22 protein-coding genes and 1 riboswitch are annotated in these 25,789 nt (G+C 63.3%); of the genes, 6 read left to right on the top strand and 16 right to left on the bottom strand.

Annotated features, from left to right (window positions below):
• Positions 1–189 precede the first annotated feature (189 nt).
• Complete coding sequence (pdeR, locus tag GCT13_RS06745) at positions 190–2,193, top strand: cyclic di-GMP phosphodiesterase (protein ID WP_152756219.1); 2,004 nt, start codon at positions 190–192, stop codon at positions 2,191–2,193.
• Between the two features lie 192 nt (positions 2,194–2,385).
• On the opposite strand, the gene GCT13_RS06740 is transcribed toward pdeR, so the two are convergent.
• The 3 genes from GCT13_RS06740 to GCT13_RS06730 all read right to left on the bottom strand — a co-directional run bounded on the left by GCT13_RS06740 (position 2,386) and on the right by GCT13_RS06730 (position 6,555).
• Entirely contained in the window at positions 2,386–3,264 is an 879-nt protein-coding gene (locus tag GCT13_RS06740; protein ID WP_152756217.1) for a crotonase/enoyl-CoA hydratase family protein, read from the bottom strand.
• 564 nt (positions 3,265–3,828) lie between these two features.
• A complete protein-coding gene (locus GCT13_RS06735) occupies positions 3,829–4,944 on the bottom strand; it encodes a malate/lactate/ureidoglycolate dehydrogenase (protein WP_152756196.1) in 1,116 nt (371 codons plus the stop codon).
• Positions 4,945–5,094: 150 nt separating this feature from the next.
• Positions 5,095–6,555 (bottom strand): M20 family metallopeptidase, encoded by a 1,461-nt coding sequence (locus GCT13_RS06730; RefSeq protein ID WP_152756194.1) that lies wholly within the window; start codon positions 6,553–6,555, stop codon positions 5,095–5,097.
• A 204-nt stretch (positions 6,556–6,759) separates the two neighbouring features.
• Between GCT13_RS06730 and GCT13_RS06725 the strand changes: the two genes are divergently transcribed.
• The 3 genes from GCT13_RS06725 (at position 6,760) to GCT13_RS06715 (ending at position 9,234) form a co-directional block, all read left to right on the top strand.
• Positions 6,760–7,068, top strand: a complete 309-nt coding sequence (locus GCT13_RS06725) for a superinfection immunity protein (RefSeq protein ID WP_152756192.1) — start codon at positions 6,760–6,762, stop codon at positions 7,066–7,068.
• Positions 7,069–7,125: 57 nt separating this feature from the next.
• A complete protein-coding gene (locus GCT13_RS06720) occupies positions 7,126–8,280 on the top strand; it encodes an epoxide hydrolase family protein (protein ID WP_152756190.1) in 1,155 nt (384 codons plus the stop codon).
• Positions 8,281–8,455: 175 nt separating this feature from the next.
• A riboswitch (ZMP/ZTP riboswitch) is annotated at positions 8,456–8,549 on the top strand.
• 52 nt (positions 8,550–8,601) lie between these two features.
• Complete coding sequence (locus GCT13_RS06715) at positions 8,602–9,234, top strand: LysE family translocator (RefSeq protein ID WP_152756188.1); 633 nt, start codon at positions 8,602–8,604, stop codon at positions 9,232–9,234.
• 91 nt (positions 9,235–9,325) lie between these two features.
• On the opposite strand, the gene GCT13_RS06710 is transcribed toward GCT13_RS06715, so the two are convergent.
• The 5 genes from GCT13_RS06710 to GCT13_RS06690 form a co-directional block, all read right to left on the bottom strand.
• Positions 9,326–9,610 carry a YodC family protein gene (locus tag GCT13_RS06710; protein ID WP_152756186.1) on the bottom strand — a complete coding sequence of 95 codons (285 nt, stop codon included), beginning with the start codon at positions 9,608–9,610 and terminating at the stop codon, positions 9,326–9,328.
• 598 nt (positions 9,611–10,208) lie between these two features.
• Positions 10,209–11,690, bottom strand: a complete 1,482-nt coding sequence (locus tag GCT13_RS06705; protein WP_227746738.1) for an MFS transporter — start codon at positions 11,688–11,690, stop codon at positions 10,209–10,211.
• A 47-nt stretch (positions 11,691–11,737) separates the two neighbouring features.
• Positions 11,738–12,382: a TetR/AcrR family transcriptional regulator gene (locus GCT13_RS06700; protein ID WP_152756184.1), complete on the bottom strand. Its 645-nt coding sequence runs from the start codon at positions 12,380–12,382 to the stop codon at positions 11,738–11,740.
• Between the two features lie 71 nt (positions 12,383–12,453).
• Positions 12,454–13,299, bottom strand: a complete 846-nt coding sequence (locus GCT13_RS06695) for an isocitrate lyase/PEP mutase family protein (RefSeq protein ID WP_152756181.1) — start codon at positions 13,297–13,299, stop codon at positions 12,454–12,456.
• A 142-nt stretch (positions 13,300–13,441) separates the two neighbouring features.
• On the bottom strand, positions 13,442–13,867 hold the full coding sequence (locus GCT13_RS06690) for an OsmC family protein (RefSeq protein WP_087737290.1): 426 nt from the start codon (positions 13,865–13,867) through the stop codon (positions 13,442–13,444).
• A 351-nt stretch (positions 13,868–14,218) separates the two neighbouring features.
• On the opposite strand from GCT13_RS06690, the gene GCT13_RS06685 reads away from it, so the two are divergent.
• On the top strand, positions 14,219–14,512 hold the full coding sequence (locus GCT13_RS06685) for a DUF4148 domain-containing protein (RefSeq protein ID WP_152756179.1): 294 nt from the start codon (positions 14,219–14,221) through the stop codon (positions 14,510–14,512).
• A 159-nt stretch (positions 14,513–14,671) separates the two neighbouring features.
• On the opposite strand, the gene GCT13_RS06680 is transcribed toward GCT13_RS06685, so the two are convergent.
• From GCT13_RS06680 to GCT13_RS06650, 7 genes are all read right to left on the bottom strand, one after another.
• A complete protein-coding gene (locus tag GCT13_RS06680) occupies positions 14,672–15,226 on the bottom strand; it encodes a carboxymuconolactone decarboxylase family protein (protein WP_152756177.1) in 555 nt (184 codons plus the stop codon).
• Positions 15,227–15,258: 32 nt separating this feature from the next.
• Positions 15,259–16,596: an aspartate aminotransferase family protein gene (locus GCT13_RS06675; protein ID WP_152756175.1), complete on the bottom strand. Its 1,338-nt coding sequence runs from the start codon at positions 16,594–16,596 to the stop codon at positions 15,259–15,261.
• Positions 16,593–17,681 (bottom strand): C45 family peptidase, encoded by a 1,089-nt coding sequence (locus GCT13_RS06670; RefSeq protein ID WP_321574219.1) that lies wholly within the window; start codon positions 17,679–17,681, stop codon positions 16,593–16,595. Before GCT13_RS06670 ends, GCT13_RS06675 begins: the two co-directional genes overlap by 4 nt.
• Before the next feature lie 146 nt (positions 17,682–17,827).
• Complete coding sequence (locus GCT13_RS06665) at positions 17,828–18,688, bottom strand: MurR/RpiR family transcriptional regulator (RefSeq protein ID WP_152756173.1); 861 nt, start codon at positions 18,686–18,688, stop codon at positions 17,828–17,830.
• A 139-nt stretch (positions 18,689–18,827) separates the two neighbouring features.
• Entirely contained in the window at positions 18,828–20,270 is a 1,443-nt protein-coding gene (locus tag GCT13_RS06660) for an aldehyde dehydrogenase family protein (RefSeq protein WP_152756171.1), read from the bottom strand.
• A 21-nt stretch (positions 20,271–20,291) separates the two neighbouring features.
• Positions 20,292–21,500, bottom strand: coding sequence for a fumarylacetoacetate hydrolase family protein (locus tag GCT13_RS06655; protein WP_152756168.1), 1,209 nt, complete (start codon positions 21,498–21,500; stop codon positions 20,292–20,294).
• Positions 21,501–21,590: 90 nt separating this feature from the next.
• The gene (locus GCT13_RS06650; RefSeq protein ID WP_152756165.1) at positions 21,591–23,375 is read right to left on the bottom strand and encodes an IlvD/Edd family dehydratase; all 1,785 of its coding nucleotides are present in this window, start codon (positions 23,373–23,375) and stop codon (positions 21,591–21,593) included.
• Positions 23,376–23,852: 477 nt separating this feature from the next.
• Between GCT13_RS06650 and GCT13_RS06645 the strand changes: the two genes are divergently transcribed.
• Complete coding sequence (locus GCT13_RS06645) at positions 23,853–25,205, top strand: MFS transporter (protein WP_152756163.1); 1,353 nt, start codon at positions 23,853–23,855, stop codon at positions 25,203–25,205.
• Between the two features lie 185 nt (positions 25,206–25,390).
• Here the strand turns inward: GCT13_RS06645 and GCT13_RS06640 are convergent, their stop codons facing one another.
• Positions 25,391–25,702: a hypothetical protein gene (locus GCT13_RS06640; protein WP_227746737.1), complete on the bottom strand. Its 312-nt coding sequence runs from the start codon at positions 25,700–25,702 to the stop codon at positions 25,391–25,393.
• Positions 25,703–25,789 lie beyond the last annotated feature (87 nt).

The following is a 25,789-nucleotide window of genomic DNA, read 5'->3' as shown; positions in this document are numbered from 1 at the left end:
CGTTAGAAGCGCATAACTTCCATGCATTCTGATTAAAGAATGGCTTGTGAAAGGTCGTTAATAGATTCGCAGCCGCAGCCCTGGCCGCTTCGATACAATGAGGCGCAGCCCATACGACGCTTTGCCGTCCGCGTGCTGTACACGTATTCGGAGTTCGACTGAAGGCAACGGTTTGCCCGGGGATCCCTCATGAACGACGGCCAACACGATCAGGTGCTTTTCGCCCGTTTCGGAACGAGCAGTCCATGCTGGCGCCTGTCCAGCGACAGCAACGCGCTCGAGCTGTCGCCGGAAACGGACGACCGTGCGGCCACCGTCGCAATCGCGCTATCCGGCGCGCAGGCCGCGCAGATTCGCCGTCTGACGGGCGTCACGTCGCACCTGACGATGGACGTGCGTCTGCACGGCGAGCCGCTGCGGCTGCATCTCGTCGGCAAGAAGCTCAACGGCAGCACGTGGGCAGGCACCGCATCGGCGTTCGAAGATACCGAGTCGGTCGCGCGCGATCTGGTGCACGGCCTGTCGTTCGCCGAACAGGTCGTGTCGGAAGTCAATTCCGTCGTCGTGATCGTCGACCGGAACGGCCGCATCCAGCGCTTCAACCGTCTCGCCGAAGAACTCACGGGCATGAAGGAAGAAGACGTGATCGGGCGCAGCGTATGGGCGCTTTTCATGTCGTCGGAAGCGGGCGCGGCGTCGAGCCAGAACATTTCGGGCTTTTTCAATCGCGGCGTTGCGTATGAAGTCGAGCGCCGCGTGCGCACCGTGCACGGCGAACGGCTCTTTCTCTTTCGCAACAAGTTCGTGATGAGCGGCAGCGGCGTCGACGAGCAGTTCCTGATCTGCTCCGGCACCGACATCACCGAGGAGCGCCGCGCGCAGGACCGCCTCACCGAGCTCGCGAACACCGATTCGCTGACGGGCCTGCCCAACCGCAACGCGATCCACGACAAGACACGCACGGCCATCGCGAGCGCGGCGCCCGGCGTATCCGTCGGCATTCTGTTTCTCGATCTCGACAACTTCAAGAAGGTCAACGATCACTACGGCCACGTGTTCGGCGACCGGCTGATCCAGGACGTGTCGTCGGCCGTGCGCGAATGCCTCGGTGCCGACGACATGCTTGCGCGCCTCGGCGGCGACGAGTTCATCGTGCTGTCGCCTGTCGCGACGGTCGGGTCGATGGAAGCAATCGCGCAACGCATCCTCGAACGGCTGCGCACGCCGTTCAGCCTCGGGCTCGTCGAGGTCTATACGGGCTGCTCGATCGGCATCGCGATGTTCCCCGAGCACGGCGACAGCCTCGAAGCGCTGATCCGTGCCGCCGATACCGCGATGTACGTCGCGAAGGACGACGGCAAGCGCACCTATCGCGTGTTCTCGCCGGAGATGAACCGCAAGGTCGCCGAATACATGTGGCTCGACACGAATCTGCGGCGCGGGCTCGAAGAAGGCCAGTTGACGCTGCACTATCAGCCGAAGCTCTCGCTCGCGACGGGCAAGGTGTACGGCGTCGAGGCGCTGGTGCGCTGGAATTCGCCGGAGCGCGGGCAGATCATGCCCGCCGCGTTCATCCGATATGCAGAAGAGTCTGGGCTCATCGGGCCGCTCGGCCGCTGGGTCATGCAGACAGCCGCCGAACAGGCCGCGCAATGGAAGGCGCGCGGGCTGTCGCTGCGCGTGGCGATCAACGTGTCGGCGCGGCAACTGGTGGATACGGCCGTCGTGTCGCATTTCAGCGAGGCCTTGCAAAACGCGAAACTCGATCCGTGCCTGCTCGATGTCGAGCTGACGGAAAGCTGCCTGATCGAAGACGAAGCGGCCGCGATCGACCTGATCACGCAATTCCGCGATCTAGGCGCGCAGGTCCATCTCGACGATTTCGGCACCGGCTATTCGTCGCTGTCGCAACTGGGGCGTATTCCGCTCGATGTGATCAAGCTCGATCGCAGTTTCGTGAGTTCGATCAACGCGGACCGGAAGTCTCAGGCGCTCGTGCGCTCGATGGTGGCCGTCGCGCAGGCGCTGCAACTGAAAGTGGTCGCCGAGGGAATCGAGACCGAATCGGAAGAGCTGTTTATGAAGGGACTGGGCGTCGAATACGTGCAGGGCTATCTGTACGGCAAGCCGATGCCCGCGGCCGATTTCGAGCGCTGGTTGAATGACAGGCAGAAGATCCGGTTGATCGCCTGAACCCCCGAAAAGTCTGCTCGACCCGACGGATCACCTGCCTGTCGGCCGCTCGCGCGGCTGGCTACCGCTAAATGCATGCTGTGTGCTGCCTGTTTGCTGCGTTGATGATTGCTGTACTGATGGTTGTGCTGATGGTTGCGCTGATTGCGTCCGTGCTGATTGCTTCCGTGCCGATCGCGCGACTCATCGCGTTCATGCGGCGTTCACGGCCGCCTGACGCAGATTCCCCGTGCGGCGGTTCTGCAGCATCACGAGCCGCTCCATGAACGCGAGGTCTTTCTCCTCGATCGTGAACGCGGCCTGCACCCAGTCCTCCGTGATCTCCATCAGCTCGGCGCGCGAAAGCTGCAATACACGCTGACGCGCCCGCACCATCGCGCGGATGCCGTTGAGCTTCGGGCGCAGCGTATCGATGAAGGTACGCGTCGCCACGTACGCTTCGCCCGGCTCGAAGAGTTGATCGACGAGACCGCGGCTCGCATGCCACTCGGCCGTGTGCGATTCGCCGCCGCCGATCAGTTCCTCCGCGAGGCGCATGCCCGCCTTGCGCGCGACGAGCGAATAGCCGCCCATGCCGGGGAACAGGTTGAACGCGATCTCGGGAAAGCCCATGCGCGCGTCGTTCTGCGCGAGCACGAAGTGATGCGCGAGCGCGGCTTCGAAGCCGCCGCCCAGCGCCGAGCCCTCGATCATCGCGATCGAGATCGCCCCCGTGTCGAAGCCGCGCGCCGCCGCATGCACACAATCGACGCAGGCGCGCGCGTATGCCATCAGTTCCTGCCGGCGACCCGAGCGGATCACATCGGCGAAGAAATTGAGGTCGCCGCCGACGTTGAACATCGACGGAATGGCCGAGCCCGTGACCCAGAAATCGATCGGCAGGCGCGAATCGCGCGCGGCCTGCGCCAGTTCGAGAATGTCGTGGACGAGTTCGAGGTTGAAGCATGGACGCGGCTGCGCCCGCAATATCATCCACATGACATTGCGCTCTTCTTCGTAATAAGCGGAGATTTGCGACAGATTGCCCGCTTCGAGGAATGGACGGCAGGCGTGATGGTTTTGCAGATTCATTTTGAACGGTCCTTTAAGGTTAAACGCCAGGTGAAGCAATGCGAGCCTAAAACAGACCGGAATACGTTGGGGGAGGCCTAACGAACAGAAGGGAGCAGTTCGTCATAAGGATTGCGATGCCCGCCGGGCGGGCTTCTTGACTGGCGCCGCCTGCGCAAACGATTGCGAATCGAAGCAAAGCTCTAGGGGCGCACGCTTTCACGTCCTTTAAAAGGGCGCAAAGTCGTCATTAGAATATTTGCTTTAAATTTCGGGCGTTTTTGCCCGCGGATGAGGCTATCGGTAATCGTCCGTATTGCGCACATTTGTTAAATCGAGGCAATACGGGCGAAAAAGCGGCATTGCGAATTTCGAATGCGCGATGAATGGCGTTTTCACGGGGCGCGACGAGCGCCCGCGCATTGCCTGTGAATCAGTCGCGTGACGCGCGCATGCTGATGCTGATGCAACATCATGCACGCCGCTTTTTGTGTCAACCGAATGCCGTCGTCACGCGAAGGTTGCTCAGTATCGCGCGCGTTGGTCGTTCGCGTGTTGGTCGTTCGCGTGTTGGTCGTTCGTGCGCTATCGCAGACGCACCGACCAGCCGTCGGCCTGCTCCGGGGACAACCCTGCCGCAAGCGCCGCATCGCGGATCTGCCGCCACGTCTCGGGATCGACGGGAATGCCGTTGGCCTCGCGCTCGGCACGCGTCGCGCGCTCCGGTTCGCCCGGCGCGTAGATGCGTTCCGCGCCGGCGGCAACCGGCGACGCCTTCACCCACTGGACGAACGCATCGGCCTCGGCTTCGGCGTTCGGCGCATCGAATGCGTTGGGATCGACGATCACCGACAGCATGCAGTTGATGATCGCGTTGGTCTGTTGGAGCGTGTCGTCGTGCGTCGTGTAGCCACCCGACAGCGCGCCGCCTAAGATCTCGCACATCGCCGCGAGACCGAAGCCCTTGTGGCCGCCCGCCTGCCCGCCGACGGGCATCAGCGCGCCGAACGGCGCCTGCATCATCACGGCGGGATCGACGGTCGGCTTGCCTTCGTGATCGATCAGCGAACCGGGCGGCACCTCCTTGCCCTGGTTGTACGCGACGCGCGTCTTGCCATAAGCGACGGCGCTGGTGGCGAAGTCGAGCACGAGCGGCGCCTTGCCCGCGCGCGGAAATGCCGCGCAAAACGGATTCGTGCCGATGCGGCGGTCCGCGCCGCCGAACGGCGCGACGAGCGGATCGCCCGCCACGTTGACGAAGTGAAACGACACGAAGCCCGCCTTCGCGCACTGCTCGGCCCAATGCCCGATGCGGCCGATGTGATGCGCGTTGCGCAGCGCGACGGCACACACGCCGAGCTTGTTCGCGCGCTCGATGCCGAGTTCCATCGCTTCATGCGCGACGACCTGGCCGAAGGCCTTGCCACCGTCGATCGTCAGCACGGCGCCGACGTCCTTGACGACACTCGCGTGACCATTGAGCTTCAACTCGTGATCGCGCAACGAATCGACATAGCGTGGAATCATGCCGACGCCATGCGAATCGTGTCCCGTCAGATTGGCCACGACGAGATGATCGGCGACGAGCTGGGCTTCGCGCGGCGCGCTGCCCGCCTGCTCCCAGATCGCGCGCACATAGGCGTGCAGTTGATCGGCCGGAATGCGCGGAGCGGACCTCTGGGCAATGCGCGTGTCGTTCATTCGATGATGGGCTCGTTCAAAGGAGGTAGCTGGACAGCGGAAGGAACCAGCCGGCCCCTCCCGCGCGAGAACGTCCGTGATGCGAACGTTCGGAGAACAACTTGACGGACAACTTGAAGAACAACTACAAGGACGGCTTCAAGGATAACGTCAAGGCGCGGCAGCAATCACTTCCGCCACGGCCGCCGTCAGCTTCTTCCCATACGGCACATGCAGAAACTCGTTCGGACCGTGCGCGTTCGACTTCGGCCCTAGCACGCCGCACACCATGAACTGCGAGGTCGGAAAGCCCGCTTTCAGCACGTTCATCAGCGGGATCGTGCCGCCCTGCCCGATGAACGCGACGTCCGCGCCGTAATGCTGGCGCGATGCGTCGTTCAACGCGGTGGCCAGCCACGGCGCGAGCTCCGGCGCGTTCCAGCCCGTCGCGGCGCCCGCGTCCGGCTTGAACGTGACCTTCGCGTTGTACGGCGGATCGAACTCCAGCAGCGACTTCAACTGCTGCACGGCCTTGGCCGCTTCGACAAGGGGCGGCAGGCGCAGCGACAACTTGAACGCCGTGCGCGGACGCAGCACGTTGCCCGCATCGGCGAGCGAAGGCAGCCCCGCCGCGCCCGTCACCGACAGCGACGGACGCCACGTCGAATTGAGCAGCGCCTCTTTCGGATCGGCCGTCGTCGGCAGCACCGGGCCGCCGTCCTGGCCGCACGACCATGGCAGCTTCTTCCACACGTCATCGCCGAGAATCTTCGCGGTCGCTTCGACTTCGCTCAGACGGTCGAGCGGAATCGGGCAATAGAAGCCCTTCGGCAGCAGCGTGCCGTCCGCGGCGTCTTCGAGCCGCTCGAACAGTTGACGCATGATGCGGAAGCTCGACGGTGCGATGCCGCCGTAGCTGCCCGAGTGAATGCCTTCGTCGAGCACCTGCACTTCGAGATCGCCGGAGACGAGACCGCGCAGCGACGTGGTCAGCCACAGCTGATCGTAGTTGCCCGCGCCCGAATCCAGGCACACGACGAGCCCGACCTTGCCGAGCCGCTCACGCAATGCGTCGACATACGGCAGCAGATCGTAGCTGCCCGACTCTTCGCACGTTTCGATCAGGCCGACGCAGCGCGGCCGCTCAATGCCTTGCGCGTCGAGCGCCGCCAGCGCCGTGAGGCTCGCGTAGATCGCGTAACCGTCGTCGGCGCCGCCTCGGCCGTAGAGCTTGTCGTCTTCGAGCTTCGGCGTCCACGGACCAAGGTCCTTGCGCCAGCCGTCGAATTCAGGCTGCTTGTCGAGATGGCCGTATAGCACGATCGTCTCCGTGCTGCCCGAACGCGTCGCCGGCGATTCGAAAAAGATCACGGGCGTGCGGCCCGGCAAGCGAACGATTTCGAGCTTCAGTCCGCGCACGGGCTGCTGCTCGGCCCACTTCGCGGCCTCGGTGATCACGCGCTCGATATAGCCGTGCTTCTGCCAGTCGGGATCGAACGCCGGGCTCTTCGCCGGCACGGCGATGTAGTCGGTCAGCGCCGGCACGATCTCATCGTTCCATTTGCGATCGACGAATTCGCGCAGCGTGTCGTGATTCAGCTTGTGAGCCTGTTGGGTTTCGTCGGAGATCATGATGGCAATCCGGGGCAGTCGAAACGCACATGATAAGCCCCTGGCGCCCGCATCGCCGAATTCATCCGATCCGTGACGACGCTGCGGCACAGCGCCCGATTGCTGTCTGGCGCAGGCTTGCAGGGCGCTTTCCACGCGGCGTGCGCACGTCGCGCATTCGCGCGACAATGCACGCATAACTACGACGCGCCTGGGAGGCCCTCGATGAGCTACAACATCGTGGTTCAAGGCGTCGCGGCCGTGGTCGCGCTGGGTCTGTACTTCCTGCCGTCCATCGTCGCCGATCGCCGCAAGCGCCATGACGTGCTGACCATTGCGCTCTTCAATGCGTGCATGGGCTGGACCGTATTTGGCTGGCTGATCGCGCTCTACTGGGCATTTCAGCCGAATCCGCCCGTCAATCTCGAAGGCGAAGTGGTGCGCTCGCGGCGCGTCATCAGCATGCGGACCTTCACGAAGATGCTCGGCGAGCGTGTGCAGATGCGCGAGTCGCGCGACCGTTCAACAAAGTGACGCTCACCTGAACCGTGAACCGCTTGCACGAAAACGAATCATGCCGGAGTCATGCCGATGCAGATCACACCGTTCCAGATTGCGATTCCCGATGCAGAGCTTGCGGCGCTCAACGCGCGCCTCACGCAAACGCGCTGGCCCGATGCATTCGACACTCCGCCGTGGGCGCTCGGTACCGATCCGCGCTATCTGCGCGAACTCGTCGACTACTGGGCAAACACATATGACTGGCGCGCGATGGAAGCGCGGCTCAACCGCGAGCCGCAGTTCATTGCGCGCGTCGGCGGGCTCGACGTGCATTTTCTGCATCGGCGCGGCATCGGTCCGAAGCCCTATCCGCTCGTCATCACGCATGGATGGCCCGGTTCGTTCGTCGAGTTCATCGAGCTGCTGCCGCATTTGTGCGATCCGGCATCCGTGGGCGCGGACCCAGCCGACGCATTCGACGTCGTCGTGCCGTCGATGCCCGGCTACGGTTTTTCCGAGCGTCCGTCGAAGCCCGGCATGTCGGTGTTCGCGATCGCAGACCTGTGGGCCGAACTGATGCGCAGCCTCGGCTACGCGCGCTTCGGCGCGCAAGGCGGCGATCTGGGCGCGGCCGTATCGATGGCGTTGGCCGCGAACCATGCGCAGCACGTCGACGGCATTCACCTCAATTTTCTGCCGAGTTCGTACGCACCGGGCCTGAGCGCAAGCGATCCGCCCGTCACACCGGAAGAGCAGGACTTTCTCGCAGCCAAAGCCACATGGGCCGATGCCGAAGGCGCGTACGCGCACATGCACGGCACGAAACCGCAGACGCTCGCATTCGCATTGAACGACTCGCCTGTGGGCCTGGCCGCATGGATCGTCGAGAAATTCCGCGCGTGGAGCGATTGCAATGGCGATATCGAGCGCGCGTTTTCGAAGGATCAGCTGCTGACCGACCTGTCGCTGTACTGGCACACGCAGACCATCGGCTCGTCGGTGCGGCTCTATGCGGAAACGCGCGCGCGGCCCTTGCGCTTCGAGCCCGGCCAGCGCGCAACGACGCCGCTCGGCTTTGCGCGCTTTCCGAAAGAAATCAGCCAGCCGCCGCGCTCGTGGATCGAGCGCGTGTTCAACGTCACGCAGTTCTCCGACATGCCGCGCGGCGGGCATTTCGCCGCGATGGAAGAGCCCGCGCTGCTTGCCGAAGAAATCCGGCGTTTCTTCCGGCCGCTACGCGGTTGAGCGTGGTTGACTGCGGGTTGACGAACGGCGTTCGCTACGGATCGACGCGTCTGCGAGAAAACGGCGAGCGCATCACATACACGCGGCTGCAAACTGCCGCGCTCGCGCGCCCAAGTGTATCGACAAGCAGCGCCGATTCTGTCTCTGGCATGCGCTCGCCTCGCGCGCAACAATGAACCGTTCGCGCAACTGGCGCTCGAGGTGGACCACCACCGGGGAACGCGAACCGCGAGCACGCTCGCGTTCCGCCGCGCGCCTGGGCCTCTTGTCGCGATCCGTCGATCGCTCTTTCCGCTCTTTCCATACACGGGAGCCCATGCAATGCCTCAAACCACGCATCTGCTCGCATTCGCCCTCGTCGCGCTCGGCATGGCGCTCACGCCGGGGCCCAACATGATCTATCTGGTCTCGCGCTCGATCAGCCAGGGCCGCACGGCCGGTCTGATTTCGCTCGGCGGCGTCGCGCTCGGCTTCGTGTTCTATATGTTCTGCGCGGCATTCGGCATCACGGCGCTGCTGCTCGCGGTACCGTTCGCGTATGACGCGCTGCGTTTCGGCGGCGCGTTGTATCTGCTGTATCTCGCGTGGCAAACCGTGAAGCCGGGCGGCCGCTCGCCGTTCCAGGTGCGCGAGTTGCCCGCCGACAGCCCGCGCAAGCTCTTCACGATGGGCTTCGTCACGAATCTGCTGAACCCGAAGATCGCGGTGCTGTATCTGTCGCTGCTGCCGCAGTTCATCGATCCGCAGCAAGGCAGCGTGCTCGGACAGTCACTGATATTCGGCGCTATTCAGATCGTGTTGAGCATTTCAGTGAATTCGACCGTCGCGATTACCGCTGGATCGATTGCCGGGTTTCTCACGCGCAAGCCGACATGGCTCGTCATTCAGCGCTGGCTGATGGGCACGGTGCTCGCGGGCCTCGCCGTGAGAATGGCGACGCAAGCGCGGCGTTGATGAAGGAGCGTTAACGAAATGTGCCGGGCGCGAAGGCCCGGCACAGGTAGAGAGTGAATGCAAGACGCGCCGCTCGGGCGCGCCTTCGTTTTCAACGCATCACGACGCTGATGAACTTGTGCTGATGCACCGATCCCGCGGGAATCGAGCGCGGCTGGCGCCGCACGTTATCCTGCGCGAAAGTTTCCTGACGCAGTTCGCCCTGCTCGTCGAACCATTGGCAGACGAGCCGTTCCCCCGCTTCCCCTGCGACCGGTCCAATATACGTCACCGTCATGCGCGAGCCGCCCGTCTTGAGCGTCACCACGTCGCCGACATTGAATTGCGCTGCTTGTGTCGTATCAAATGCGTCGTAAGTGTAAGTAGCAGTCAGCATGGATGTCCCCGATATAAGCATTAGGCTGGCTGAAAATTCACTGCGATAAACGCACCGCCGTCCAACGAATTAATAAGAGTGGACGAAGATTAACAATTGAATATTTCGGGATCAAGTATTTTTTCCTGGAAGCGTTTTCAGCCAATTCGCAATAGCGCGGCTTATATCCCGAACGTTCGTTCATTGTTGTTTAGTGTCCAAATCGACTGTGGCAGAAGGCCGAATGCTGTTGCGCAGCAGGTTTTGGCAGGCAGTTTAGACCGATCGTGCCGGGTAAGTGTAAATACGCCCGACCACCACCTGTCATAACCATGACATTCTCCGCGCTTTCTCCACGTTAACGCGGATTAAAAGGATTGATGCCGGAGAAAATCGGCGCCACCAGTAAATAATCGCATCACTGCTGAACGGGAAAATCGGTTGCAATGCGCCATGCGACGATGCTAAATGGTATGACTGTACGCGCCGAAAACGATATCAGTTGATATTTCAACGCGCTTTTGTTCGGCGCCAATACAAATATGCGGAATTATCCGGCGACTCGGGATTTTCCCTAAGCGGGCTTTCAAGCGCTGTCTAAAACGGCTTGCAGCAGTCTTTAGGCGACCTTTATCGCGCGCCGATGAGCGACTTGCTGATGCCGGACAAGCGTCACGCTGAGGACGATGCAGACCACCATCAGCACCGCGTTGATCGCGAGGCTGCGCTGGAACGCATACGCATAACCCGCCGCCGAAGCCTGCGCGGACAGCGCACCGAAGAATGCGCCGCTGATCGCAGCCGTGCCGAACGCAGAGCCGATCTGAAGCGTCGACGTGACGACGCCCGATGCGAGTCCCGCCTTCGCCGGCGCGACTTCGCCGAGCACGATGCGCATGATCGACGGCAGCACGAGCCCCTGGCCGACACCCGCGAACACCAGTCCGCCATAGAACAGCGTGCCGAGCGCCGCGTGCGTCGCGGCCCAGCCGGTCAACGAGAAGCCGACGGCCATCATCCCAAAGCCGAGCGTCAGCACATGCGCGCCGATGCGCTTCACGACGACGGGCGACGTCAGCGGCCCGGCGACGAAGCCGACCGCGAACGGCATGATCGCGATGCCGGATTGCAGCGGCGTCCTGTGCAAGCCCGTCTGCAGATAGATGCCATACGTGAGAAAGAACGCGCTGTTGCAATAGAACAGGAACGCAATCACGAGCCCCGTCGAGAACGCGGGGTTGCGGAACAGTTGCAGATCGACGAGCGGGCTGCCACCCTTGCGCTCGACCTGCCGCTCGGTGGCGACGAACGCGGCAAGCGCGGGCACGGCAAGCGCGAACATCGCGAAGGTCCACCACGGCCAGCCGGCTTCGCGTCCATGCGTCATCGGATAGATCAACAGGATCAGCACCAGCGACAGCAACGCCACGCCCTTCAGATCGACGCTGTCGCGCGTCTCGGGCTGATTCTCCGGCACGAACTTCCACGCGCCGACGAACGCCAGCAGGCCGACGGGAATGTTAATCAGAAAGATCGCGCGCCAGTCGAGACCGAACGGCTGATAAGTAATCAGCGCGCCGCCGCCCAGTTGCCCGACGATCGATGCAAGCCCGAACACGAAACCGTAGAAGCCCATCACGCGCGTCTGCTGATGAAGCGGCACGACGGCGCGCACGGTGGCCAGCACCTGCGGCGCCATCACGGACGCGGCCATGCCCTGCACGATGCGCGCGATCACGAGCACGTGCCCGTTGGGCGCAAAGCCGCACAGCGCCGACGCGACGACGAAGCCCGCCATGCCCGTCATGAACATGCGCCGCCTGCCGAACAGATCGCCGAGGCGGCCGCCCGTGATCAACAGCACCGCATACGCCGATGCATACGCGGAGACGATCAGCTGCAACTGCGCGTCGGTCGCGTTCAGGCCCGTGTGGATCGCGGGCAGCGCGAGATTGACGATGAAATAGTCGAGCGGCGCGAGAAACGCGCCGACGAAGAGCACCGTCAGTGCGAGTCCCTGCCGTTCGAAGCGCTCATGTACCTGCGCATCGGCATGCGATACGGCATTTCCGGCGTGCTGGCTCGCACCGGATCTCTTCATGCATGTCTGATTCATGACTGATCGTTCAAAAATTCGGTAAAAAAATTTCAGGTCAGCGCGCGCATCGCAATGTCGACGATTGCTTTCAGTTCGTCTTCCTTGCGCTTGCATTTGCCCAGCACGCGCAGGCCTTGCGTCATGCACAGCAGGAAATCGGCGACCGTCTTTTCGTCGAGATCGCCATTGAACACGCCCGCAGCCTGTCCGCGAATGACGGCTGCCGCAAGCAGCGTGACGACGCGCCGCTGGATCGCGCGGATTTTCGCGTGCAGCGCCTCGTCTTCGGGCTGCAATTCGAGCGTGCTGTTCGTAATGAAGCAGCCCGTGAGCGTCGACGAGATGCGCGCGTGGTGCAGCAGCGCGTTCCGCACGGCCACGTCGGGCGGCACGTTCGCGTTCAGCCGCTCGACGAGACCGGCAATGGCCTTGTCCGCGTAATGGTCGAGCGCCGCCATCATGATGCCGTGCTTGTCGCCGAATACGCCGTACAGGCTGCCGCGCAGCACGCCCGTCGCGTTGCAGAGATCGTCGACGGACGTTGCGTGAAAGCCTTGGCGCCAGAACACCTTGCTCGCCTCGGCAAGCACCGTGTCGGTGTCGAATTCGCGTGGACGGCCGCGCGCGCTGACGGCGTCGGGCCTGGCGTTCCTGGCGGCGCCAGACGTGCGGCGGGATACAGTGTTATCGCTCATGCAGGCCAGTTTATGACTGGACATTCAAGAATTCAAGGCAAAACCACGCGGCGGGCGTGGCTTCAATCCTGTCATCCGGCTCGATCGGGCTTTCGCACGGAAGCGAACAGATCGGTAATCTCCTTCATCGTCGCCGCTTCGCTGGTATACGTGAAGGTGCCGCGCTCGAGCATTTCCTTCGCCGCACGCAGCATCGCGCCCAGCGCCGCGCGCGCGAGCGCACCGCCCACGCTGATCCGCTTCACGCCCATCTGCGCGAGCTCTTCGACGGTAAACGGCATGCCCGCCATGCCCATCAACACGTTGACGGGCCGGTCGACGGAACTGACCACGGCGGTGATGTCCTCGCGCGTCTTAAGGCCTGGCGCGTAGAGCACATCGGCCCCCGCTTCCTGGAAGGCTTGCAGGCGGCGAATCGTGTCCGCGAGATCGGGGCGGCCCACGAGGTGGTTTTCCGCGCGCGCCGTCAGCATGAACGGAAACGGCAGAGCGCGCGCCACTTCGACGGCAGCGCGCACGCGCTCGACGGCGAGGTCGTGTGCGTAAATGGGATCGCTGGCGCGGCCCGTCGCATCTTCGATCGAACCGCCCACGACACCCGCCGCTGCCGCCTGGCGGATCGTCTCGGCGGCGTCTTCCGGCGCGTCGCCGAAGCCGTTTTCGAGGTCCGCGCTGACGGGCAGATTCGTCGCCGGCGCGAGATCGGCGAGATGCTGGATCATCTGCTCGCGGCCCACTGCGTTATCCGGCACACCGCGCGAAAACGCGTAACCCGCGCTCGTCGTCGCGAGCGACTTGAAGCCGAGCGCTTCCAGCAGACGCGCGGAACCAATGTCCCACGGATTGGGAATGACGAACGGATCGCTCGCCTCGTGCAGCGCGCGAAATGCGCGCGCCTTGTCTGCCTGTGATGTCATGGCCGCTCCGTCGAGGGCTGAACAGAAACCGCGGGTAAGCCGCTTCGCGCACGCAGGACTGGCACGCACGCGCGAAGCGGGCAAGCAGGTGGCGCGCAGCGGCTTTCACGCGAAAAAGCGCTGCGTTGCGTGCCGCGAAGGCTCAGGTTTCGAGCTTCGCGTCCATCGTGATTGTCGCGTTCAATACCTTCGAGATCGGGCAACCCGCCTTGGCATCCGCGGCCGCCTTGTCGAACGCGGCCTTGTCGCCACCCGGAATCTTCACGACGACGTCGAGATGCGAAGCCGTCACCGCGAAGCCGCCGCCGTCCTTGTCGAGCGTGACCGTCGCCGTGGTGGCGATACGCTCGGGTTTGATATTCGCCTTGCCGAGTTCCGCCGACAACGCCATCGAAAAGCATCCCGCATGTGCCGCCGCGATCAGCTCTTCGGGATTCGTGCCGATGCCGTTTTCGAAGCGCGTCGAGAACGAATACTGCGTGTCCTTGAGGACACCGCTATCGGTTGAGATCGAACCCTTGCCGTCCTGCAGACCGCCCTGCCAGACTGCCGATGCCTTGCGCTTCATCAGACTCTCCCATCTCATGCCCGCTTCGTGCAGCGCGTCTCCAGCCACGATGCCTGCCGCGACGGTCTCGCCCGAATCCCGCGGCCCCAGGCACCGGTCACGCGCGCCGCGCCGACAGCGTGGGCTTTAGGCGTGGACCGAAGCTTCATCATAGGCGGATATCCGTGGCGCTGCCGTGAAGCGCACCGCAGCGCCTCGAAAGCGGTACGGCGCGCGGATTATCTCAGTGGCAGCAAGAATATTTATCCAAACAGGCGCTTTTTTCATCACCTCCGCGGAAATACACTGGGTTCAACGGTTCGGAACACAGCATTTCAACCGAACTCATCAACAATGTTCCCGGAGGTCACTATGAAATCGCTTCTTTCCGCAGTCGTCGTCGCATCGGCGCTGATCGTCCCCGCCGTCTCGTTCGCGCAGCAAGCCAATGGCCCTGTGACGCGTGCACAGGTTCAAGCCGAGCTGGTCGCCGCGCAGCAAAACGGCACGCTCGACCAGAACGACGTGTCGTATCCGAAGGCCAAGCCGCAATATGGCGCGTCGGCGCAGTCGTCGGAAGTCGGCGGCGTGACGGCTGGCTCGTCGCAATCGGGTTCGCGTCCGAGCGTCGAGCAACGCATCTTCTCGACGTTCCGCGGCAACTAAGCGCAAACCCAGTGCAAAGCAGGCGCAACGACGTGACGCGGCGGCACGCGATGGTTCATGCGCCGCCAGATGGACGAAGGCCCCGGCTGACCTGAAACGTCAGCCGGGGCCTTTTTCGTTCGATACGGTTCGTTGCGAGTTGCTATTGAGGCGTCGCGCTCATTCGGGGAACGGCAGTGAGTCCTGCCCTTGTGCGCGCATGTCGAACACGTTGAGCGTCATTGCGACCAGCGCGTAATAGCCGAGCAACCCGACGAGGTTGATCGTCGTTTCATGACCGAAGCGCTCGACGGCCTTCGCATACGTCGCGTCCGACACGCGCTTCGCGTCGTATAGCTCAGTCGTGAACGCATAGATGAGCGCGTCGTCGGCATCGGCGAATGACGGGACGCGGCCTTGCCGGATCGCCTCGGCGTCTTCGGCGCGCACGCCTGCGTCGATGGCGATCGGATAGTGGATGAACCACTCGGCCTGCGCCTGCCAGCGCGACGCCGTCACGAGGATCGCCAGTTCCGACAGACGCAGCGGCAGGCCCGTCTTGTAGCGGCAGAATGCGCCGAGGCGCTGCGCGTGCTGCGCGAATTCCGGGCTATGAATCCAGCCGAGGAACGGACCGTTCAGATTGCCGCGCGGCCCCGACAGGATTTCATCCAGCACGGCTTTCTGTTCGGACGACGCGTGGCTGGCGTCGAAAGAGGGCAGACGGTTGGTCATCGCAAGTTCTTCGAGAGTGGGTTCGGTTTGGATCAGGCAGCGCCCGTCGCGGCAAGCGCGCCTTCGATTGCATCCGTCAGGCGGCCGACGATCTGCTCGATATCGCGCGGCGTGCAGATGAACGGCGGCGCGAGCAGCACGTGATCGCCGATCTTGCCGTCGACGGTGCCGCCCATCGGATACACCATCAGACCGCGCTGGAACGCCTCGCGTTTGATCGCGGCGTGCAGCTTCAGTTTCGCATCGAATGGCGTTTTCGCCGCGCGGTCTTTCACCATCTCGACGCCGACGAAAAGACCACGGCCGCGAATGTCGCCGACATACGGATGCTGCGCATAGTGCTCGCGCAGCAGCGAACGCAGCTGTTCACCGCGCGCTTTCACGTTGTCGAGCAGATGCTCGTCGGCGATCACGCGCTGCACTTCGAGCGCGGCGGCACAGGCCGTCGCGTGGCCGATATACGTGTGGCCGTGCTGGAAGAAGCCCGAGCCGCCCGTGATCGCGCTATAGATCTTGTCGCTCACGAGCGTCGCGCCGATCGGCTGATAACCCGCGCCGAGCCCCTTCGCGATGGTCAGCAAATCAGGCACCACGCCGTCTTCTTCGCACGCGAACAGATGGCCCGTGCGGCCCATGCCCGACATGATTTCATCGAGAATCAGCAGCACGCCATAGCGGTCGCACACCGCGCGAATCTTGCGGAAATACTCGCGCACGGGCGGCACGGCACCCGCCGTCGCGCCGACCACCGTTTCGGCGACGAAGGCCGCGACGGTCTGCGAGCCGAGTTCGAGAATCTTCTGTTCGAGTTCGTCGGCAAGACGCTGCGCGAACTGCTCTTCCGTTTCGTCCGCGCGCTGCTCGCGATACGCGTAGCACGGGCTCACGTGATGCGCGTCGATCAGCAGCGGCAGGAACGGCTCGCGGCGCCACGCATTGCCGCCGATCGCGAGCGCACCGAGCGTATTGCCGTGATAGCTCTGGCGCCGCGCGATGATATGACGGCGCTGCAGCTCGCCCGTTTCGACGAAGTACTGGCGCGCGAGCTTCAGTGCGGCCTCGATCGCCTCCGAGCCGCCCGACACGAAATACACGTGCCCGAGTCCTTGCGGCGCGCGGTCGACCAGATAGCTCGCGAGTTCCTCGGCGGGCTGCGTCGTGAAGAACGACGTGTGCGCATACGGCAGTTGCTGCGCCTGGCGCTTGATCGCGTCGATCACGCGCTGGTTGCTGTGGCCCAGGCACGAAACGGCCGCGCCGCCCGATGCGTCGATATAACGCTTGCCCGTCGAATCGATGATCTCGATGCCCTCGCCTTTCACGGCGACGGGCAACGTCTGCTTCGGCATGCGGTGGAATACGGTAGTCATGCGCTTTCCTTGGAGGTAGGGAGAACGGTGGCGTTCGGGCCGCCGTGCGTGCAGGTGCGTTCAATAAAAGTGTTGAAAACGACGGCGCGTTGCGCGTACACCTGCAGCGCGACGCCGTCGTTACGGATGCGAAACAGCGCCGTCGCGAGCGTGTTTTCGTCGTCGGGATCGTTCGGCTCTTCGCGGTAGATCGGCAGGCCGACGGGCGCCTTGTCGTGCAGCATCTGCACGAGCGCGTCGCCGTCGATGGCCACGCCCCGCTCTTCGAGCAGCGCCGCGACGCGCGCCTGACGGTCGCGCGACGAATCGGTGACGATCTGCGCCTCGCGATCGCAGCCGCGATGGATCATGTGATTCGCGTGAGCCGACGCGCGCGCGACGGGCACGACCGAGCAGCGCATCGCCGTCGCCTCGACGCTCATCACGCGACTGTCGCCCGCCGCGCCGAGCGTGTGATGGAAGCCGCTCGCGCGCGGCGTGGCTTGCAGCAGATGCACGGGGGCGTCCAGCGTCGATGCGTCGAGCACCGCGCGCGCGAGAATCATGCGGGGCACGCCTGTCAACGGCTGACGGATGCGCAGATTGTTGATCGCCTGCACGAGCCCGGCGCGGTTCGCAGCAAACGTGTGTCCGGGCAGCGAGCCCGGGTAGTAGAAGCTGATGAAGCCGGGCTTGCCCGTCGGCTGGACATCGACGATCAGGCCTTTGCCGTGCAGGAACGGATCGCCGTCTTCGTTGTGCGCGACCAGCGTTTCTTCGCCTGCGATGGCTGCGAACGTCGTGCAGCCGTCGGACGTGTTGTGAACCAGCTCGCCACGGCAATTCCACAGGAAAATGTCTTCCGCTGACCAGCCAAGGCCGGCCGCGATTCCGTCGAGTTCCGCCACCTGGTCGGGAAAGTGCGCGAGCGCCGTATCGCGCAGGTGCCGCACGAACTCGTGGCCGCGCCACGCGCGCACGCTGCGCCAGGCCGCGCTCTGCTGCATGTACGCATCGAACACCGGCCGGGCCAGCTCGCCGAGCTGCCGGCCGATTTCAGCCGGCTCGCCGGCTATCCGATGCAACACCCATCCCCGCTTCGACACACGACACCTCTGACATCAATCAACACGCGATGCGCATTTATACGCCACGGCAACATATGTTGTCAATGAGGATGCAAGCCGCCGTGCGCAGCCGCTCGCACATGTTTCGAGCCACGGAACACGCCGTGGCCCGTCGATCAGGTACATCAGGGTACGTACGCGCCCTTTGCGTGCAGCGACTGTTCGGCGAGTTCGAGCTGCTGGACGGCGTCCGTGCCTTCTAGCGCGAGCAGATGCGCGACCAGCGATTCGGCGATCGCCGTCGCCGCCACGAGGGATGGAAAAAACGACGGGCTTTCGTGTGAAAAAATCAGCACCTTGTCGGCGTTCAGCGCGATGGGCGACACGGCGCTGTCGGTGATGGCGATCAGCTTGCTGCCTTTTTCGAGCGCAGCCTCGGCGACGCGCGCGGCTTCGACGGAATACGGCGCGAAGCTCACGACGACGGTTGCGCTATCGCGCCCGATGCCGCGCAACTGCATTTCGAGCGTGCCCGCTTCGCCCGTCAGCAGCGATACCGACGAGCGAAAGAGACGGTATCCGTAGACAAGACCGAACGCGACGGGATAACACGACCGGAAGCCGGCGACATGCACGTGCGATGCGCGCCGCAGCAGCTTCGCGGCCTCGACGGTGACGCGCGCATTGTGCGCCGCCGTCACTTCGAGATTGTGCTGATGCGCGACGAGCAGATCGTGCGCGAGCGCGTCTTTCGCATGGCCCTTGACGAGCGAGCGCGCGCGCGTGGTCAGCGGCTCCGGACGCGTGCGCACCCGTGCGACGAACAGGTCGCGCAACTCGTTCCAGCCCGGAAAACCCAGTTGCTGCGACAGACGCACGAGCGACGCGGGTTGCACCTGCGCGCGCTCGGCGACCTTGCGCATCGACGAAACGGCGACCTCATCGGGATGATCGAGCAGAAACGCCGCCCCCATCTGGAACTGCGGACTGAGTTCCTGAAAGCGTCCGCGAATCAGGGCGGCGAGCTGATCGAAGTTGTCGGGCATACGGTGTACCGGGCGATGGGATGACAACAAATGTTACCACCCGGTATGAGGAGCGATCCAATGTAGGGCGGGTAGAACGAACGCGGGCCGCCGATGCGTCACACCGCATCGACAGGCCCGTGCTATTTCGCCGCTCGCTTCAAACCGCGCCCGGATTGATGTACGAAGTCTTGACGGCCGTATAGAACTCGCGCGCATAGCTGCCCTGCTCGCGAGGACCATAGCTCGACCCTTTGCGGCCGCCAAAGGGCACGTGATAGTCGACGCCAGCCGTGGCCGTATTCACCATGACCATGCCAGCCTGCACGTGTCGACGGAAGTGACTCGCAAGGCTCAGCGAAGTCGTGCAGATGCCCGCCGACAAGCCGAACTCCGTGTCGTTCGCCACCGCGAGCGCTTCGTGATAGTCCTTGACCTTGATGACGGACGCGACAGGGCCGAACACCTCTTCGCGGTTGATGCGCATCGCGGCCGTCGTATTCGTCACCAGCGCCGGAGCGAGGAAATAGCCGCGCGTGGACGCTTCGACACGCTCGCCGCCGAACACCGCTCCGCCCTCTTCGCGTGCAATCGCGATGTAGCGCTCATCCTGCTGGAGTTGCTTGTCGTCGACGACAGGCCCGATATGCGTCCCGTCAGCCAGTGCGTCGCCGACCTTCAGCGTCGTCATGCGCGCCTTCATTGCTTCGACAAAGCGGTCGTGGATGCCTTCCGTGACGATAAGCCGGCTCGACGCCGTACACCGTTGTCCCGTCGAAAAGAAGGCACCGTTGATGCAAGCCTCGACGGCAACATCGAGGTCGGCGTCATCGACTACGACCATCGGGTTCTTGCCGCCCATCTCCAGCTGAAACTTCTTGCCTGTCGCGAAGCACTTTGCGCCGATCGAGCGGCCCGTCGCCACCGAGCCGGTAAAGCTGACGGCGTCGACGTCCGGTGAGTTGACGATCGCTTCGCCAACCACCGAACCGCGGCCCATCACGAGATTGATGACGCCCGCGGGCGCACCTGCTTCGGCGATGATCTTCACCAGTTCCCACGTGCTCGCCGGCACGAGGTCCGCGGGCTTGATGACGACCGTGTTGCCATACGCGAGCGCGGGCGCAATCTTCCAGGCAGGAATGGCAATCGGGAAGTTCCACGGCGTAATGAGGCCGATGACACCGAGCGGCTCACGCGTCATTTCGACGGTCATTCCGGGCCGCACGGAAGGCACCGTCTCGCCGCCGATACGAAGCGCCTCGCCGGCAAAGAACTTGAAGATCTGCCCTGCCCGGCCGACTTCGCCGATTGCTTCGGGCAGCGTCTTGCCTTCTTCGCGTGCAAGCAGCCGGCCCAGCTCCGACTTGCGCGCAAGGATGACGCTGCCCGCCTGATCGAGCAGATCGAAGCGTTGCTGAGGCGTCGACAGCGACCAACGCGCAAAGGCCTTGCGCGCGGCGGCGATCGCGTCGCGCGTCTGCGCATCGTCTGCCTGCGCGAATTCGCCGATGACGTCGTCGAGATTGGACGGGTTGACGTTGGCAGATGTAGTGGCGCCGCGCACCCATTTGCCGTCGATATAGTTGTCGAACTGGTTCATGTTGTCTTTCCTGATTCAGCGTTATCGATAGTCGGCACGCGCGATCGACTGGAGCAATCCGCGCGAGGCCAGGTTGCAATACAGCGCGCGCACGCCGAAGGTCCACGGCGCGATCTCCGTGCTCAACTGCACGGTGTTGATGAGCGCGCCGAGTTGCGGCGTCGAGATCGTGACCTTGTCGCCGAGATGATGCGTAAAGCCGCCGCCTTCTGTGTCACGGTCCTTGATCGGCGAGAACATCGTGCCGAGAAACAGCATGAAGCCGTCGGGATACTGGTGATGGCGTCCGCATGTCTGCGCGACGAGATCGGCCGGATCGCGGCTGATCTCGCTCATGTGGCTGACGCCATCGAGAAGAAAGCCGTCATCCGCGCCCTCGACACGCAGCGACACGCTAGCCTTGCGCACCGAGTCGAGATCGAACGATGCATCGAACAGGCGCACGAACGGACCGATTGCACACGACGCGTTGTTGTCCTTGCACTTGCCGAGCAGCAAAGCCGAACGGCCTTCGATGTCGCGCAGATTGACGTCGTTGCCGAGCGTCGCGCCGACGATCTCGCCACGGCTGTTGACTGCGAGGACGATCTCGGGCTCGGGATTGTTCCAGTTCGATGCGGGCAGCAATCCGATGTCCGCGCCGAAGCCGACGGCCGACATCGGCTGCGACTTCGAGAACACTTCGGCATCGGGCCCGATGCCCACTTCCATGTACTGGGACCATGCGCCGCGCCGCTCCAGTTCCGCCTTTAGCTTCATCGCCGCTTCAGAGCCAGGCTTGATTTTCGACAGGTCCGTGCCGATCGTTGCAGCGATGGTTTCCCGAACGTCTTGCGCCTTTGCCGGATCGCCGCCCGCCTGCTCCTCGATGACGCGCTCGATGAGGCTCACCGCAAATGTCACCCCGCATGCCTTGATCGCCTGAACGTCGTTAGGTGCGAGCAGCCGCAGTGCGGGCTCTTCCGTGCCGTGCAGAAGATTGGCCTCGATCAGCCTGTCGACGGAGCCTACCGACTCGCCCTTCACCGTACGTGCAAATTGAACGATGTCGTCGCGATCGAACAGGTCTGCGGTGGTCGGAACGCTCGCCGTGATATCGAGTACTTCGCCGTTGCGCACGAGCACGACAGAAGGCCCTTCGTGCGCGCCCGCTTTACGCCATACGCGGCCGACGAGCAGCGCCTGCTGGATATCGTCGGGAAGATACGCTGATGGGGATGATGAGGTCATGGTGCGCAATGTCTCCGTTCGTTTCATATGGGCCGCTGATTCGATAAGGGCTGGCATCGACTTGAACGCATCGAGCCAGCCCGATCGCGTTCAATGCGAGTGTCGCGGGTTGCCGCGCTCGGCGATGACTTTCAGATAGAGCGTCGCGGGCTCGAGACAGCCGCCCGTCGACAGTTGCCCCACGGTCTGCCGATACAACTCCTGCCATGGAGTCTGCGCCTGCGGAATCTCGAAGCTCGCGCTTTCGCGGCGCCGCTCAAGCTCTTTTTCATCGACCAGCACGTTGACGCTGCGCGCATTCAGATCGACGCGAATACGGTCGCCCGTTTGCAGCAGCGCAAGCCCGCCGCCCACAGCCGCCTCAGGCGACATGTTGAGGATCGACGGGCTCGCCGACGTTCCGCTCTGCCGGCCGTCGCCCATCGTCGGCAGCGACGTGATGCCCTCGCGCACCAGTTCCGCGGGCGGAGCCATGTTGACGACTTCCGCGCTGCCCGGATAGCCGACCGTGCCCGCACCGCGAATTACGAGAATGCAATGCTGGTCGATATTCAGCGACGGATCGTTGATGCGCGCGTGATAGTCCTCGGGACCATCGAACACAATGGCGCGCGCCTCGAACGAGTTCTCCGCGCCAGGCTCGTTCAAATAGGTTTGCCTGAACGCATCGCCGACCACCGACATCTTCATGATCGCGCTATCGAAGAAGTTGCCCGACAGCACCATGAATCCCGCGCCATGCTTGAGCGGCGCGTCTGTGGTCTTGATGACGTCGCGGTCCGGCTCAGGCGTGCTGTCGGCGATCGCGCCGATGGCGCGGCCCGACACCGTCAGGCAGTCGCGATGCACAAGCCCAGCGCGGTCGAGTTCGCGCAGCACGGCAGGCACGCCGCCCGCCCGATGGAAGCTCTCGCCCAGATACTCGCCGGCCGGCATGCAGTTGACGATGAGCGGCACCTGCTCGCCGACGCGCTGCCAGTCGTCGAGGCTCAGCTCGACGCCCATGTGGCGCGCGATTGCGATCAGGTGCGGCGGACAGTTGGTGGACGCACCCAGCGCCGACGCGACGACGATCGCGTTCTCAAATGCTTCTTTCGTCATGACGTGCGAGGGCCGCACGTCTTCGCGCACGAGATCGACGATGCGCTTGCCCGTCGCGTACGCCATCTGGCCTCGCTCGCGATAGGCGGCGGGAATGCTCGCGCAGCCGGGCAGCGACATGCCGAGCGCTTCCGCGAGACTGTTCATCGACAGCGCCGTGCCCATCGTATTGCAGTGGCCGATGGAAGGCGACGATGCCGTCGTGAGTTCCATAAAGCCTTCGTAATCGATCTCGCCTGCGGCAAGCAGATTGCGCGCATGCCAGATCACCGTGCCCGAGCCGACGCGCTTGCCCTGATGCCAGCTGTCGAGCATCGGGCCGCCTGACAGCACGATCGCGGGCATGTCGACCGTCGCGGCGGCCATCAGGCACGCCGGCGTTGTCTTGTCGCAACCCGTCGTCAGCACGACGCCGTCGAGCGGGAATCCATGCAGGATTTCGACGAGACCGAGATACGCAAGATTGCGATCGAGCGCGGCCGTGGGCCGGCGGCTCTGCTCGGCGAGCGGATGCACGGGGAACTCCATCGGAATGCCGCCCGCGTCGCGAATGCCCGCCTTGGTCCGCGCAGCGAGTTCGATGTGGTGCCGGTTGCAGGGCGCGAGGTCGCTGCCCGTCTGCGCGATGCCGATGATGGGACGGCCCGACTGCAATTCCTCGCGCGTGAGGCCATAGTTCATGAAGCGCTCGACATAGAGCGCGGTCATGTCGGCATGGGCCGGGTCATCGAACCATTCCTGGCTGCGCAGGCGCCGTATGTTGGACTGGGTCATTGCGTTGTACTCCGTTGTTCGATGTGCTGGTGATGTGTTGGTCACTATCGCTCGTATTACGGCCCGCGTGGGCGCCCGTCGGGGGCCCGCAGCCGTCTCCTTGCCGTCGGATTCACATATCTGTTATCGGTAACATCTTTCGATATTATCACGCTGTGCCGGGTCTGTGCACCTCACCTGGTTTACGCGTTTTCAGGAGAACGGGCCGTGTGATGCCGCGTGCGGCGGCCGCCACGGTCGCGCCACGCAGATGTCTTCCCCCACCCAGGTAGATTCCCCTGGCTTGCTCTGCGATGCCTCCTCGTGCTAACTTCGTTACCGATAACATTTTCGCGCATCGGCAGTTGCACATCGCGATGTTACCGGTAACTACGTTTCGAGGCGCTATTCGACGCGCCAGCAAGCCACCACGCAGTACGATGAGCGATCTCCCTTCGAACGAGATCGCGCACGACATATGCAAAAGGAGACAACCCTATGCCCACCATCACTCAGACCGCGGCGTCATCCGTCGCTGTCGATGAGACTGAAGAACTGCTTTATCGCAAGGTACTGAAGCGCATCTTGCCGCTGCTGCTTCTGTGTTACGTCGTCGCCTACCTGGACCGGGTCAATGTCGGCTTTGCGAAATTGCAGATGCTCGACTCGCTCGGCCTGAGCGATGGCGTCTATGCCGTCGGTGCAAGCATCTTCTTCTGGGGATACTTCTTCTTCGAGATGCCGAGCAACCTGCTTCTTCATCGCTACGGAGCGCGTTTCTGGATCGCCCGCATCATGGTGACATGGGGTATCGTCTCGTCGTCGCTCGCCTTCATCTCGCCGCTGGCAAGCTTCTTCCACGTCGAAACATCGACGATGTTCTACATCCTCCGCTTCCTGCTGGGCGTCTGCGAGGCAGGCTTTTTCCCGGGCATCATCCTCTACATGAACTACTGGTTCCCGGCCCGTCGCCAAAGCATCGCGATGTCGGGGTTCCTGATTGCCATTCCCGTGAGCCTGACGCTGGGCGGCATCGTTTCCGGATGGCTGATGGAGAATACACATGGCGTGTTCGGCCTGGGCGGCTGGCAATGGATGCTTCTGCTGGAAGGCATTCCTTCGATCCTCGTCGCATTCGTGGTGCTGTTCCGTATGGGCGATGGCATTCAATCGGCGAAATGGCTGACGCCTTCCGAAAAGGCCCTGCTGCAAAGAAATATCGAACAGGAAAGCGCGAAAAAGACGCATAGCGTTGCAGCGGCGCTCAAGAGCCCGCGCGTGTGGCTGCTGACCTTTATCCTGTTGACGTTCAACACCGGCTTCTATGGCCTCGCGTTCTGGCTGCCGTCGATCATCAAGGCGTCGGGCGTGAAAAGCACCTTTAACATCGGCTTGCTGACGGCCATTCCGTACCTCAGCGCGGTAGTCGCGATGATCTGGAATGCGGCGCACTCTCGCAAGACAGGCGAGCGTCGGATGCACGCGGCGATTCCCGCATGCATCGGTGGCGTCGGCCTGATTCTGAGCGCGCTGTTCGCGAACAATGTGCCGCTGTCGATTCTGTTTCTGACGATCGCGACCTGCGCAATCCTTGGCCTGATGCCGATTTACTGGACCTTCCCCGGGCAGATTCTCTCGGGCACGGCGGCAGCGGCCGGCATTGCGCTGATCAACTCCGTCGGCAACCTGTCGGGCTTTACCGGCTCGATGATTACCAGTGTGGCGAAGGATCTGACGGGCAACATCAACAACGGCACGTACGCGCTTGGCGCCTGCCTTCTCGTCAGTTGCGTGCTGATTCTGTCGATTCCAAAGAGCATGCTGAACAGGGAACCGGCGGAGTGCGAATAAACACTTCGTCATCACGGCGACTGCTTCACTGCTTCGACACCACGGCCTGATCAAGCCCGCCTCCATGGCGGGTTTTTTTTCGTCGGTTCAACGATTGCCCTTGCAGGCAGCACGCGTTGCGCCAACGCGCAATCTTTCGACGCAGCACAGCGGCATCATCCTTTCACCAACGCTGCGCACTCGAATCAAAACCGCGAGTGGCATTCGAACGTGAGTTCCGCCTCATGTTCTTCGAGTGCCCGCACGCCCTTCGAAGACTCGGAAACGACGCTGAGCATCTGCCCGCGCTGCTGACAGAAATCGCTCGCGCTCTGCATGACCGCCTTGTGGGATCTCGCCCATGCGACGCTGCCGCCCGCGGCCGTCGCGTGAAGGGAATATCGTCCTGGGTTGGCCGCTTCCGTTACTGGACTCGAAGTGGAGCACGCCTGCATCATCAGCGGTGCAAGGGCGAACAGGGCCGCCCATTTGACCAGCCTCGTTGCCGCAATGGTCATCCCGCGTCTTGTCAGACAGGCGCGCCGCGGTCGCGCCTCATTCATTCCGATATCGCTCACAACAACCTCTACACTGTGCCCCTGTCG

This window comes from Paraburkholderia franconis (assembly GCF_009362735.1).
Classification (GTDB): Bacteria; Pseudomonadota; Gammaproteobacteria; order Burkholderiales; family Burkholderiaceae; genus Paraburkholderia; species Paraburkholderia franconis.
This window is presented reverse-complemented; position numbering and strand designations above follow the sequence as displayed.

Bases quoted from the DNA above. Each gene is read 5' to 3' on its own strand.
- pdeR (WP_152756219.1), top strand. From the start codon at position 190: ATGAACGACGGCCAACACGATCAGGTGCTTTTCGCCCGTTTCGGAACG.
- GCT13_RS06740 (WP_152756217.1), bottom strand. From the start codon at position 3,264: ATGAATCTGCAAAACCATCACGCCTGCCGTCCATTCCTCGAAGCGGGC.
- GCT13_RS06735 (WP_152756196.1), bottom strand. From the start codon at position 4,944: ATGAACGACACGCGCATTGCCCAGAGGTCCGCTCCGCGCATTCCGGCC.
- GCT13_RS06730 (WP_152756194.1), bottom strand. From the start codon at position 6,555: ATGATCTCCGACGAAACCCAACAGGCTCACAAGCTGAATCACGACACG.
- GCT13_RS06725 (WP_152756192.1), top strand. From the start codon at position 6,760: ATGAGCTACAACATCGTGGTTCAAGGCGTCGCGGCCGTGGTCGCGCTG.
- GCT13_RS06720 (WP_152756190.1), top strand. From the start codon at position 7,126: ATGCAGATCACACCGTTCCAGATTGCGATTCCCGATGCAGAGCTTGCG.
- GCT13_RS06715 (WP_152756188.1), top strand. From the start codon at position 8,602: ATGCCTCAAACCACGCATCTGCTCGCATTCGCCCTCGTCGCGCTCGGC.
- GCT13_RS06710 (WP_152756186.1), bottom strand. From the start codon at position 9,610: ATGCTGACTGCTACTTACACTTACGACGCATTTGATACGACACAAGCA.
- GCT13_RS06705 (WP_227746738.1), bottom strand. From the start codon at position 11,690: ATGAAGAGATCCGGTGCGAGCCAGCACGCCGGAAATGCCGTATCGCAT.
- GCT13_RS06700 (WP_152756184.1), bottom strand. From the start codon at position 12,382: ATGAGCGATAACACTGTATCCCGCCGCACGTCTGGCGCCGCCAGGAAC.
- GCT13_RS06695 (WP_152756181.1), bottom strand. From the start codon at position 13,299: ATGACATCACAGGCAGACAAGGCGCGCGCATTTCGCGCGCTGCACGAG.
- GCT13_RS06690 (WP_087737290.1), bottom strand. From the start codon at position 13,867: ATGAAGCGCAAGGCATCGGCAGTCTGGCAGGGCGGTCTGCAGGACGGC.
- GCT13_RS06685 (WP_152756179.1), top strand. From the start codon at position 14,219: ATGAAATCGCTTCTTTCCGCAGTCGTCGTCGCATCGGCGCTGATCGTC.
- GCT13_RS06680 (WP_152756177.1), bottom strand. From the start codon at position 15,226: ATGACCAACCGTCTGCCCTCTTTCGACGCCAGCCACGCGTCGTCCGAA.
- GCT13_RS06675 (WP_152756175.1), bottom strand. From the start codon at position 16,596: ATGACTACCGTATTCCACCGCATGCCGAAGCAGACGTTGCCCGTCGCC.
- GCT13_RS06665 (WP_152756173.1), bottom strand. From the start codon at position 18,688: ATGCCCGACAACTTCGATCAGCTCGCCGCCCTGATTCGCGGACGCTTT.
- GCT13_RS06660 (WP_152756171.1), bottom strand. From the start codon at position 20,270: ATGAACCAGTTCGACAACTATATCGACGGCAAATGGGTGCGCGGCGCC.
- GCT13_RS06655 (WP_152756168.1), bottom strand. From the start codon at position 21,500: ATGACCTCATCATCCCCATCAGCGTATCTTCCCGACGATATCCAGCAG.
- GCT13_RS06650 (WP_152756165.1), bottom strand. From the start codon at position 23,375: ATGACCCAGTCCAACATACGGCGCCTGCGCAGCCAGGAATGGTTCGAT.
- GCT13_RS06645 (WP_152756163.1), top strand. From the start codon at position 23,853: ATGCCCACCATCACTCAGACCGCGGCGTCATCCGTCGCTGTCGATGAG.
- GCT13_RS06640 (WP_227746737.1), bottom strand. From the start codon at position 25,702: ATGACCATTGCGGCAACGAGGCTGGTCAAATGGGCGGCCCTGTTCGCC.